Here is a 13,527-nt window from a genome sequence, read left to right as displayed (position 1 = left end):
AGGTATACCTCTATTTAGTGAGTTTTTTTGATAACCAAAAGCCAAGCCAGCTCATGGGAATATATGCTAAAACTAAATCTAGCGTAATAAACCAAGCTGGTGCAGGCAAGATGACAGAACTTGCTATGCCGCCCAATAGAAAAAAGAGCCCTATAAACAAGCTAGCGCGATAGAATCCTGTCGCGGCAATTTTACCCGCAACAAATGCACCGACTAATGTTCCAAAAGCGTGAGCTAAAAATGGAAAAAGATAATGTTGAGGTTCAAAAAGGTGCATAGAGGAGGCAAGGCTTTCCATGTCTGTGACATCAACGCCCTTAGGGGGCTGAACTAGCTCTCCACCTAACGTCACTAAGGCCATATTGACAAGACTACCAAAGAAAATACCAGCTATTACCCCTAAGATAGTTTTCATTTCTCACACCTCTAACCAAAACATGCTCAATTAGTGAACCACAAATGGTCAACAATTAAAATAAAAGAGGTATCAGTCAAAAGCTGAATCAGTCTTGTATATGAGTAATCGTTCTAAAGTCGAAAGGCTGGAGTATCTGATAAATCGTTTTAATAGCTGTGTTCCACGGGAAAAGTAATAACAACCTCAGTCCCTTTATCAAGCGTGCTACTGCAGACAACCTCACCTTTAAGCACATGAGTCACAAGATTAAATACGATATAAAGACCTAAACCACTCGCACCTGAACCTCGGCGAGTTGTAAAGAAGGGTTCAAAAACCATAGCTAAAGTGTCCGCTTCCATGCCGCGACCATCATCACAGAAAGTAAGACGAACCTTATTATCGACTCTGTCTATTTTGATCGTTATACTGCCGTTAATCTCCTCTTCAAAAGCATGGGTTATTGAGTTCAACATCAGCTCTTTTAACACCTGCTTTAACGTTTCTGGATAAGTTTCCACGACAATATCTTTATCCCCCTCTATGGTTATCTGATGGTGTGTTAGATCCAAAGCGGGCAATATCTCAATAATAATCTCATCAATATGTGCTATCACATTCAAACTTGATAGCTCTTCCGTCGATACATCGACCGCCACCAATTTAAATTTCTTAATCAAGTTAGTCGCCCGGCTAAGGTTAGAAAGCAACATTTCAGAACCCTGAATCGATGACTCACAAAAACTGGTTAGATCCTCTGCACTCAAAGACTCATCCTTTAAGTTTTCACTGATCCTGCTGGTTTCCTCTTCCAAAAAAGAGGCCGCGGTCACACACACACCTATGGGGGTATTAAGTTCATGGGCGACACCTGCAACCAAACGCCCCAAGGAAGCCATCTTTTCCACTTTCACCAACTTATCTTGAGTGGTTAACAGGTGCTCTATTGAGAGTTGTAACTCTTGGGTTCTTGCTTTCACTGTCTCTTCAAGGTTTTCCTTGTGTACTTTTAGTTCTTCTTCAGCTTTTTTCTTTGTTTTAAATGCCTTATCTAGCCTTAGTCGCTCCTTATAAAGCTCTAGGAATACGCCAACTTTACTCTTTAATATCTCATCATTGATAGGCTTAACGAGATAGTCCACTGCACCATTCATATACCCTTTAAACTCAAAGGTTTCATCACGAGCAAAAGCGGTAATAAATATCACTGGAATATGGGAAGTTTTAGGATGATCTAAAATCAATGAGGCAGTTTCAAAGCCGTCCATCCCTGGCATCTGAACATCCATCAAGATTAAAAAGAAATCATGCTTATGCGCAACAGCTAAAGCTTTAAGCCCTGAGCTGGCTTTAACAATATCTAAGTTTAGGGGGGCTAATATCCTTTCACAGACACGTAAGTTATTGGGCTCATCATCCACGACAAGGATCTTGGGTCTTGGCTCACTCATTTAGCACTCTCCTACTCATCTCAACATTAGAGCTAAACTTCTCTTGAGCTAAAAAAACACCCAACTCTTGTAATGGAATCACTTTATCTACATCGACCAAATCTATTGCAGCTTTTGGCATCACATCGACCTCTGCAGTTTCAGGGGCTTGTACTATCGCGTAGCCACCATAGTCTTTAACCAATTTCAAACCTTGACTTCCATCTGAATTAGCTCCTGTAAGTATAAGCCCAATCAGGTGATTTTTGTAGCAAGCCGCTGCAGATTCAAAGAGAACATCGATAGAGGGAATAGAGAAATTTACGGGGGGATCTATGCTTAAACTTAAGGTTTTATCTCTTTCAATAAGTAAGTGGTAGCCAGCTGGTGCAATATAGACATATGAGGGTAAAATAACCTCTCCAGGCTCGGCCTCTTTAACTCTGACTGATGATAAGTCATCTAAATATCTATCCAAAAAGTTATCAGAGTCTCGATGTCGATGTTGTACCACAATCACAGCCAACGGAAAATCAGATGGCAGTACGGGCAAAATTGCTGTCAATGCTTTCAACCCTCCAGCTGAAACCCCGATCACTATCGCTTCAAACATACATCATCCGCCTAAAAATCCGTTCTTCCTTACTGAAGGTTTCAAACGAAGGTTTAACTTGACTAAAATCCAACGTCTCTTTATCACCTAAAAGTAAAAAGCCTCTCGAGATTAAACTATCTTTGAATAAAGTGAGCACCCTGTCCTGCAACTTAGGATTAAAATAGATAAGTACATTTCGACAAACGATCAGATGCATCTCTGCAAATGGCTGGTCTTTCATTAGGTTGTGATTAGCAAAAGTAATATGTTCTTTTAATGATTCAACCATTTTAGCCGAGCCAAACTTTGCCAAATAGTAATCGGCAAATGATGCTTTACCGCCAGCAGTGATATAACTTTCAGTGTATCCCTTCATTTTTTCTGCTGGGTATATCCCTTTTTCAGCAATATCTAAAGAGTGATTATTATAATCCGTGGCATAAATCCTTGTTCTGTCCAGTAAACCCTCCTCTTTAAGCATGATGGCCATGGAGTAAACCTCCTCACCAGTTGCACACCCGGCATGCCAAATATTAACTCTCGAGTAAGTTTTAAGCTGGGTAAACACCTCTTTTCTCAGCTTTTTAAACACCTTAGGATCACGAAACATCTCAGTGACAGTCACCGACATATCACGCAGAAACAGCTCAAAAAATTCAGTATCATGCATAATTCTAGGTAACATCTCAGAGATTGAACCTAGATCAGACTGCTGCACTCGGTGTAGTACTCTTCGCTCAAGAGAAGCCTTAGAGTAATCTCTAAAATCATAGCCATAACGAAAATAGATAGCCTCGAGTAACTGGTTAATTTCAAACTCCTGCATATCTTCTGGCTTCATACACAACATGTCCTACCTCCAGCACTAATGCTTAAATAGCCAAATCCGCATAATGGACAACAGCTTTTCAAAGTCTATCGGCTTGGTTAGGTATTCCGAAGCGCCAGATTGTAAAGACTTCTCCCTATCCTCAGGCATAGTTTTGGCCGTTAAGGCGATAATAGGCAGCTTTTTGTAATGCTTCATCTCTCTGATTAATTTGGTCGCTTCATAGCCATCCATCTCCGGCATCATGGTGTCCATCAATACCAGTTCAAAACTCTTATCCTCAGTCAGTAACTCCACAGCCTCCTTACCATTGTGAGCCATCTCAACCTCAAACCCGACTTCAATCATTTTTTTCGATAATGCATAGGTATTTCTCATATCATCATCAACAATTAACACTTTTCGATGCTGAAACATGGCATCTTCATCGTGAAGCATATTAATCGTATTCTGCCCTTCCGTATCAAACCTCGACTCAATATTATGTAAAAACAATGAGATATCATCTAGCAAACGTTCACCAGATCCGACACCTTTAAGCACGATAGTCGATGAAAACTTGTTCAGTTCACTCTGTTCCTCATCTGTGATCTCTTTACCTGTATAGATGATCACTGGCGGCATCTTCTCTAACTCACTGCCTTCAATCTGTTTCAAGACCTCAAAACCACTGATATCAGGTAAGCCTAAATCTAAAATTACGCAATCATATTGAGCCGATAAAATCTCCTTGACCCCTTCACTGCCATTATCAACACACTTGATATCGATATCACTACCATCAAGCAGCCGAACAATTGAAGCCTGATTTCCCGCATCATCCTCAATGACCAGCAGACGGCGTAACTCAGAGGATGAGAATGACTTAATCTCATCGAACACACTTAACAGCGTTTCCTGACTAACGGGTTTTGTCTGTAAGCCTATAGCTCCTTGAACTAGCGCCGCGTTCTTATCCTCACTATGGGCAGAGATTATCTCGACAGGAATATGACGAGTCTTCAAGCTAAACTTCAATTGATCCAGCACTTGATGACCATCAATATCAGGCAACATAATATCGAGAATAATGCCGTTAGGTTGATACTCTTGCGCCAGATAGATCCCCATACGACCATCACCAGCAACCAAGCATTGATAACCATTGTCTCTAGCATGATCACGCAATATTTTGGCAAAGGTAGGATCGTCATCGATAATTAGCAGGCTAGGCTCTCCTTGCTGAAAATGTGCTCTGTCATCGGGAATAAATTCAGGGTAGGGTTGCAAAGTAGAAACTGAAAGCTGTCCCTCTGGCTGTAAAACTGTTGACTCTACATGTTCAGATTCTGCTTGATCATTGTGGAATTTTATATCGGAAACAATAGCCCCTCCCTCCTTCTTATCCTCTATGGCATTGGAGTCGAAAGCATTAGGAAGGAAAAGAGTAAAAGTACTTCCCTCATTAGGCACACTTTGAAGTTGGATCTCTCCTCCTAAAAGACGAGTCAGCTCTCTTGCTATGGTCAGACCAAGCCCAGTGCCACCATACTTCCTACTGGTTGAACCGTCCTGCTGTTGAAATGCCTCAAAGATTGCCTGGATCTTATTAGCTGGAATACCAATACCTGTGTCAACGACCGCAAACGAAAGCGCACTCTTAACATCTAAGCTGCTATGGATAAAACTAGCATCTGGTGCGGCATAACCAATCTTAAGTGTCACTGTGCCTGTTTCGGTAAACTTCAATGCATTTGAGAGTAAATTCCTTAAGATCTGCTCAACCCTTTGACCATCACTGCTCACCGAAGGCGGCAACGCTTTATCTATTTCAATATTAAATACCAAACCTCGATTTTTAGCGATAGGATCAAATACTTGCTTTAAATTCCGACTAAGTACATCAATATTGACCTCTTCGATATGAATAGATAATTTACCGGCTTCAACTTTTGACAGATCCATAATGTCATTTATCAAGCATAGAAGGTTATTACCGCCATCAAAGATAACTTTTGCATCCTCCACTTCCGTTTCATCCAAGTGCTGACTCTTGTTATCCGCCAACCCCTTAGCTAACAGAAGTAAACTATTTAAAGGCGTTCTAAGCTCATGGCTCATATTGGCCAAAAACTCTGATTTATATTTACTGGCCAGCGCCAACTCCTCGGCTTTAACAGTCAGATCGGCTTTTGCAACTTCTATCTCATTTTTCTGACGTTTCAGGAATACCTGCTTCTCCTCTAGCTCCTCATTAGACACTTTTAACTCTTCGCTCTGCTGTTTTAGCTCCTCTTCAGAAGTTTTAAGCAGTTGAGTTTGCTCTAACAAGCTCTCGTTTGAGCTTTTAAGCTCCTCTTGCTGTGACTGTAGCTCCTCAGATTGTCTCTGGGTTTCCAACAATAGGGCCTGTGTTTTCTGTTGATTCCTAAGATTATTGATCACGATCCCTAAATTACTGGAGATAAGCTCAATCACCTCAAGCTGCTCATCAGTAAAACCTCTGAATGAAGCTAGCTCAATCACACCTATCAGTTCACTTTCAAATAGCACAGGTACCACTAGCACGTTCAAGGGAGAGCTTTGACCTAAACCTGAATGTATCTGAATATAATCCGATGGAACTTGAGTCAGAAGAATGGTTTTTCTCTCTTTAGCACATTGGCCCACAATCCCTTCACCGATGCCGATAAAGGGGAGTACGGCCTTTCTTTTCTTAAAAGCATAGCTTCCCGACAGACTTAAGCCATCGTCAGCTTCATCATAGGTATAGATAACCCCGTGACCAGCTTTCATCATCTCAGCCAAAGCCGAAATAATCTCATCGGACATGGCCATTAGATCTGAAGCCCCTTGAGTCAAATCGTTAATTCTCGAAACCTGACTCTTAAGTTCATTCTGTTTTAGCAGATCTTCATTGGTTTTTTGAAGCTCTACCTCATACTGCTTCTCCTTAGTAATATCGCGGACAAAGCCAGTAAATATCGTGCCTCCCTCCTGCTCAACTTCACCCACAGTTAAAAACATAGGAAAGGTTGAGCCATCTTTTTTGGTGCCTATAATCTCTCGACCTTTACCCATTATTTTCTTAATACCGGTCGTGAGATAACTCTTTAGGTACTGATCATGCTCATCCCTATAGGGACTAGGCATTAACATATTGACCTTTTGCCCAACTAACTCGTCACTCTTATATTGAAACAGCTGCTCAGCTGCGCAATTACAACCAATAATGACTCCCTCGGTCGTAATGGAAAGAATGGCGTCAAGGCAGGTATCGACCATACCGCGGTTTAACGCTTCCCTCTTGAGAATATCCTGCTCAAACTGCTTCTGTAGGGTGATGTCACGAATAAAGCCAGTAAACAGTGTCTCCTCTCCCTGCTGAACCTCTCCAACCGACAGGTAGATAGGGTAAGTCGTGCCATCACTTCTAAGGGCCATCACCTCTCGGCCTTTACCGATGATCTTCTTATTCCCTGTGGCTTTATACTGACTAAGATAAGTGCTGTGCTCGGAGTGATAGGGCTCTGGCATTAACATTTTAATATTCTGGCCAATAAGTGATTCGGCAGAGTACTTAAACATCTTCTCTGTGGCGGAGTTTACCGAGAGAATTGTACCGTCGCCTTTGATCGAGATAATGCCGTCAACAGCCGTATCGACTATGCCACGATTAAGGCTTAAGCTGCGTGACAATGAAACGTTTCTCTCCTTAATCTGATTTTTCATCTCATGCAAGGCGATACCCAATCGGTCTTTGTCGCTTTTAAACACCACCTCTTTACTAAAGTCCTCTCTGGCAATGGCATCAGCTTGATCGGCAACACTGTTTAAGTTCTTCAACATGCCTTTAAGCGCAATGCCTAAGGTGTCTTTCTCTGAAGCAAGTTTAACGACTTGATCTAACTCACCAACGGCGATCCTCTCTGCCAGATCAGTTTTATCTCTTAAGGTCAACATCATCTGCTGCATCTGGGCAAAGATCCCCTGAGATTTACTGCCTGTTTCTAACTCCAAACTCAGATCGCCATTGGAGACATTTCGGGCAATTTCAGCAATGTAAGCAGGTTCTCCCCCCAACTGAGCGGCGATATATTTGGTTAATCGAAATGCGACGACTAAACCGACAAAAATGGCAAGCAAGGTGCCAAATATGGTTATATTTATCACCAGAGATTCTGTCGTTTTTAAGGACTCTTGGCGCTCATCCAGTAACACCCGCTCTCTCTCTTTAAAGGTATTTATCTGGGCACGAAATTTATCGAAATAGACCTTTCCCTTGGCTTCTCCGACCAGATCTGCCATATCGTCCATGGTTTTAGCATCACCAATCTCTTCACGTAAAACGATTTGCGGCTCGGCGACCTTCTCTATCCAAGCATCTATAATGGAGCGTATTGCAGATAAACGTGTGAGCTGTTGTGGACTTGCATCAACAAATAGGGTTAGCTCATCGATTAACTTATGAAACCGCTCATTTCCTTGCTCATAGGGCTCAAGAAAGCGCTCTTGACCTGCCAGTAAAAAACCACGCATGCCAGTCTCCATATCCGTGGCGGCAGCAAGGATGTTTTGCGCCATCAAGATGGCCTGATATGATTGAACCTCTAGCTTTTCAAGTCGTTTAAGTTCTTTATTATTGTTACTCAATTCAAGGCTTCGGTGGCGCTCTGCGACTAGGGCTTGTTCATGTTTGATAAAGCTGCCAATTTGAACTCTAAATTTATCAAAACTTTTCTTTCCTTCAGCTTGCTTAATCACCTCAGCCATATCATTCATCGACTTGGCATCGCCAATCTCACTTCTCAGAGCTATGACAGGCTTTGTCACCTCTTTTTGCCACTCATCAATTGTGGTGGTGATCTCATCTAACAATTTTACCTGTTCAGGGTTATCATCTACATCGGACTTAAGCGAGTTAACTAACTCATAAAACGTCTTTTCCCCCTCCTCATAGGGGGCTAGAAACTCCTTTTTTCCCGCTAAAAGATAGCCTCTCATCCCTGTTTCCATATCAACAGCTTTGGATTCAATTTGAGCGGCTTTATCCAGCACTGCGTGGGTGTGTTCCACCCAGCTCAGGTCATCTTCTAAAGACTTAACGCTGAAGAAAACCACCAGCGCGATGATGAGCATAAACATCAAGATGACGGCGTAACTCAGTAGCAGTTGAGTTCTAAATTTAAGCTCACTTAACATTTTCTACTCCTCGACAGTGCTTAAACAGCCAGATACGCATAATGGACAGTAACTTCTCGAAATCGATCGGCTTGGTCAGATACTCAGATGCTCCAGCCTGCAGTGATTTCGCCCTGTCCTCCGGCATAGTTTTGGCCGTTAAGGAGATGATTGGTACTTGCTTGTAATGCGCCATCTCCCTGATTAATGTTATCGCCTCATAGCCATCCATCTCTGGCATCATGGTGTCCATCAATACCAGTTCGAAATGTTTTTCAAGTGCCAACAGCTCGACAGCCTCTTTGCCGTTGTGGGCCATGTCCACCGCAAAACCAACCTCTATTAACTTTTTAGAAAGCGCATAAGTATTTCTCAAATCATCATCGACAATCAGTACCTTACGCCCCTCAAACATGGCATCTTCATCGTGCAGCATGTTTATGGTCTTTTTCGTTTCACTGCCAAAGCGTTTTTCTATGTCGTGTAGAAAAAGAGAAACGTCATCCAATAGACGTTCACCAGAGCCCACGCCTTTGATCACTATTGTCGATGAGAGCTTATTTAGCTCATCTTGCTCGGCATCGGTTATCTCTTTTCCTGTGTAGATGATCACCGGAGGGATCCGTTCCAGCTCACTGGAATTAACGCGATTTAACACCTCAAAACCACTGATATCGGGCAATCCTAGGTCCAAAATAATGCAGTCATATTGACCCGATAAGATCTCATCGACCCCCTCAATGCCACTGTCGACACATTTAATGTCAATATCACAATCCTCCAGTAACCTAATGATGGAGGTTTGATTGCCGCTATCATCTTCGATAACCAGCAGGTGACGTAATTCACTGGAGGAGAACGCCTTAATCTCATCAAACACAGTTAACAGTGTTTCCTGACTCACGGGTTTGGTCTGTAAACCTATCGCTCCCTGAATTAGGGCTGCACACCTATCTTCACTGTGCGCCGAGATGATCTGCACCGGTATATGCCGAGTCTTAAGGTTATATTTAAGCTGTTCCAAAACCTGATGACCGTCAATGTCTGGTAGCATGATGTCGAGAATAATACCTGTGGGCTGATACTCCTGTGCCAAAAAGATCCCCATGCGACCATCCCCAGCCACCAAACATTGGTACCCTGACTCCCTAGCATGATCCCGCAAAATTTTGGCGAAGACAGGGTCATCATCAACAATCAATACACACGGCTCACCTTGATGCAGATTTTTCCTATCATCGGGGATAAACTCAGGGTATGGCTGTAATGAGGAGATGGATGAGGGGGGCAGGTTTAATGGCGCTAAAGGTTTATCTAGAGATTTGTCTAAAATTTCCTCCGCTTTTTCTGCTGCAAACTTTATATCGGAGACAATTTCGCCTCCATCTGGCTTAGCTTCTACACCTTTAACATCGAAAGTGTTGGGCAGGAACAGCGTAAAGGTGCTGCCCTCATTCGGTGCACTTTGCAATTGGATCTCTCCACCGAGCAGACGAGTGAGCTCTCTAGCGATAGTTAAGCCCAGTCCAGTTCCACCATATTTTCTACTGGTTGAGCCATCTTGTTGCTGGAACGCTTCAAATATTGCTTGGATCTTATTTGCAGGAATACCGATCCCGGTATCGATAACGGCAAATGACAATGCACTCTTAGCATCTAAACTACTGTGTGAAAAAAGAGTATCTGGTGCTGAATAACCGATCTCTAGAGTCACACTACCTGTTTCGGTGAATTTAAGGGCATTGGAGAGTAGGTTTCTTAAGATCTGCTCTATCCTCTGGCCATCGCTGTAGATAGTCGCAGGGAGTTGTTCATCAACCTTGATATCAAATACTAACTCTCTGCTCTTAGCGATTGGATTGAACACTTGCTTTAGATTGCGACAGAGCGTACTAAGGTTGACCTCTTCGATATGAATGGAGAGTTTTCCAGCCTCAACTTTTGAGAGATCCATAATGTCATTAATAAGACAGAGTAGATTATTCCCACCATCAAATATGATTCTAGCGTCTTCAACCTCTGTCTCATCTAAGTTCTGACTCTTATTATCAGCCAGCCCTTTTGCAAGCAAAAGCAAGCTATTGAGAGGAGTTCTTAACTCATGACTCATATTAGCCAGAAATTCTGATTTGTATTTACTGGCAAGTGCTAACTCTTCAGCCTTGACCGTCAGGTCTGCTTTTGCCGTCTCTATTTCATCTTTTTGACGCTTCAGAAATATCTGTTTCTCCTCTAGTTCTTCATTGGAAACCTTCAGTTGTTCACTCTGCTCTTTTAACTCCTCCTCAGAAGCTTTAAGGCGTTGAGTCTGCTCTAAAAGGTTATCATTTGAACTTTTTAGCTCCTCCTGCTGAGCCTGTAACTCCTCCGATTGTCTCTGGGTCTCCAACAGAAGCGCTTGCGTCCTTTGTTGGTTACTCAGATTGTTAATCACGATCCCTAAATTATTGGAGATAAGTTCTATCACCTCTATCTGTTCATCGCTAAACTCCTTAAATGAAGCCAGTTCAATAACACCGACCAACGCCTCTTCAAACAGAACGGGTACCACTAACACATTGAGGGGAGCGCTCTGCCCTAGGGCTGAATTTATCTGAATATAGTCGTTAGGCACTTGAGTAAGGAGTATGGTTTTCTGCTCTTTTGCACATTGACCGACTAACCCTTCACCCATAGTAATAAAGGACAAAATAGCCTTTCTTTTTTTAAAGGCATAACTTCCGGAAAGTGTTAGTCCCATCTTGGCTTCATCAAAGGTATATATCACCCCAATACCAGCCTTCATCATCTGGGCCAACGCAGAGATAATGTCATCGGACATCTTCATCAAATCCGTTGCCCCCTGAGTGAGATCATTAATCCTAGAAACCTGCCCCTTTAGTTCATTTTGCTTCAGAAGGTCTTCATTGCTTTGTTGCAGCTCAAGCTCATAACGCTTCTCTTTGGTGATATCACGGACAAAACCGGTAAAGATCACCTCTCCATCTTGTTCAACTTCACCAACGGTGAGATACATGGGAAAAGTCGAGCCATCTTTTTTTAACCCTATGACCTCTCGTCCTTTTCCGATGACTTTTTTGACTCCGGTAGACTGATATGTTTCAAGGTAACCATCATGCTCTTCGGTGAATGGACTTGGCATCAAGTTGTTTATCTTTTTGCCAATCAGCTCCTCACTTGAATATTGAAATAGGGATTGAGCTGCGTTATTGCAGGCAATAATGACACCTTTTTTTGAGATTGATAAAATGGCATCTAAACAGGTATTCACCATGCCACGATTGAGCGCCTCACTCTTGATCATCTCCTGCTCAACTCTTTTCTGCACTGTGATATCCCGGACAAAACCTGTAAAGATACTCTCCCCCTCTCCTTTAACTTCACCAACGGTCAGGTACATGGGGAAAGTGGAGCCGTCTCTTTTTAAGCCAATCACCTCCCTTCCTTGCCCTATCACCTTTTTTACTCCTGAAGTTAGATAGTTTTGAAGGTAGGAGTCATGCTCTTCAGTAAACGGTGAGGGCATCAAGGTATTAATCTTCTTGCCGAGTAAGGCTTCGCTAGAGTATTGGAACAGAGATTGAGCCGCACTATTACACGCAATAATGACGCCCTTTTCCGATATTGAGAGGATGGCATCTAAACAAGTATCAACCATGCCACGGTTAAGCGCTTCGCTGCTGAGCATATCTTGCTCAAATTTTTTCTGCAGGCTAATATCGCGAATAAAACCAGTATAGAGAGTTTCATCGCCTTGATTGACCTCTCCAACCGAAAGGAAAATGGGAAAAGTACTGCCATCACTACGCAGCGCTTCCACTTCACGCCCCTTACCTATTACCTTCTTTATCCCTGTCGCTTTATACCTGCTGAGATAGTTATCATGCTCGGAGTGGTAGGGCTCCGGCATTAAGAATTTAATATTCTCCCCGATGAGCTCCTCTGCAGAATAGTTAAACATCTTCTCAGTGGCAGTATTAGCCGAAAGAATAGTGCCGTCATCTTTGATTAAAATGATGCCATCGACCGCTGTATTTACCACTCCCTGATTAAGGCTTAAACTCCGCGATAAAGCTGCACTTCTCTCCTCTATCTGACATTTCATCTCAAGCAGGGAGACGCTTAACCTATCTTGCTCCCCCTTAATCTGCACCTCTCTAGAGAAGTCTCCCCGAGCGATAAAATCAGCCTGTTCAGTGACCTCCCTCATCGTTGCTATAACCTCATTGATAGAGTTAGACAGTTCACCGACTTCATCATCACTTTTCCATGATGTGATCTGGCTATAGTCCCCCTTCATCACGCCATCAATGACCCTCTTAACTTCACTAATAGGTTTGATTATCCGTCTGACCACAAACAGGGAGATGATTAAGCCTAGAACTAAGACCATAACAACAAGAAGAATCATTGTTCTTACGCCTGCCTCTCCTTTCAACCTGTTATTGACAAATAGAGTTTGAATATGACCTTCAGCACCATCACGCAGCGCGATCAATTTTTTATCCACCCTCCTTAACTCTTTCTCCACCTCTTTAATGGTCTCAAAATAGCTGCTGTACTCCCACTTCCCCGACTCAACCGAGTCTAGAATATTAAAGAGCACTTCCTCATACTCTTGGTATTCGGCTTTAAGCTCCAAGGTCGCATCAAGCACCTTTTGACTTGTATTAAGCTTGTTATCTAATGTGATTGACCCTGTGATTGACCCTATATGTTGTTTTAACTCAGTTATAGAGTTATCGAGCGTATCGGTTATCTTGCTTGAGATGTCTCTCAAAAGCAGACTGTTACGATTAAATTCACCTGTTAGATTAAGCAGAGCGGTCTCCCTCTCTGCGCCAACATCAACTTGTATCTCTTGTGCTAAACGTAACGAGTTTTCAAAATAGCTTCTCTGTTTAAACAGATGAGACTCAATGCGCGTTAAGCTACTCACCCTTGGGATCTCAGATAACACTGTCTCCTCAACCACCTTCCCTGTTGACATTAATAAGCTCACCCCGTAGACACAAATGAGGCTCACCAGCATCAAATTAACTAAGATGACTAGCTGTAATTTCTTCGTGATCGTCAAGTTGGCGAGTGCCTGAGATTGAGTTTTGCTCATCGAAAA

The 13,527-nt window shown here is 42.6% G+C and carries 6 protein-coding genes; all 6 read right to left on the bottom strand.

Features of this window, described 5'->3' with window-relative positions; translation table 11 throughout:
- Window positions 1-10: 10 nt before the first annotated feature.
- Complete coding sequence (locus tag K0625_RS09170) at window positions 11-415, bottom strand: hypothetical protein (RefSeq protein WP_220109415.1); 405 nt, start codon at window positions 413-415, stop codon at window positions 11-13.
- A 149-nt stretch (window positions 416-564) separates the two neighbouring features.
- Window positions 565-1,848: a hybrid sensor histidine kinase/response regulator gene (locus K0625_RS09165; protein WP_220109414.1), complete on the bottom strand. Its 1,284-nt coding sequence runs from the start codon at window positions 1,846-1,848 to the stop codon at window positions 565-567.
- On the bottom strand, window positions 1,841-2,440 hold the full coding sequence (locus tag K0625_RS09160; protein ID WP_220109413.1) for a chemotaxis protein CheB: 600 nt from the start codon (window positions 2,438-2,440) through the stop codon (window positions 1,841-1,843). Before K0625_RS09160 ends, K0625_RS09165 begins: the two co-directional genes overlap by 8 nt.
- A complete protein-coding gene (locus K0625_RS09155; RefSeq protein ID WP_232846995.1) occupies window positions 2,433-3,263 on the bottom strand; it encodes a CheR family methyltransferase in 831 nt (276 codons plus the stop codon). Before K0625_RS09155 ends, K0625_RS09160 begins: the two co-directional genes overlap by 8 nt.
- A 24-nt stretch (window positions 3,264-3,287) precedes the next feature.
- Entirely contained in the window at window positions 3,288-8,432 is a 5,145-nt protein-coding gene (locus K0625_RS09150) for a CHASE3 domain-containing protein (protein ID WP_220109411.1), read from the bottom strand.
- Complete coding sequence (locus tag K0625_RS09145) at window positions 8,422-13,521, bottom strand: PAS domain S-box protein (RefSeq protein ID WP_220109410.1); 5,100 nt, start codon at window positions 13,519-13,521, stop codon at window positions 8,422-8,424. Before K0625_RS09145 ends, K0625_RS09150 begins: the two co-directional genes overlap by 11 nt.
- Window positions 13,522-13,527 lie beyond the last annotated feature (6 nt).

This window comes from Shewanella nanhaiensis (assembly GCF_019457885.1).
Taxonomy (GTDB): Bacteria; Pseudomonadota; Gammaproteobacteria; order Enterobacterales; family Shewanellaceae; genus Shewanella; species Shewanella nanhaiensis.
Note: the sequence above shows the minus strand (reverse complement) of the source record. Positions and strands in the feature narration are given on the sequence as shown.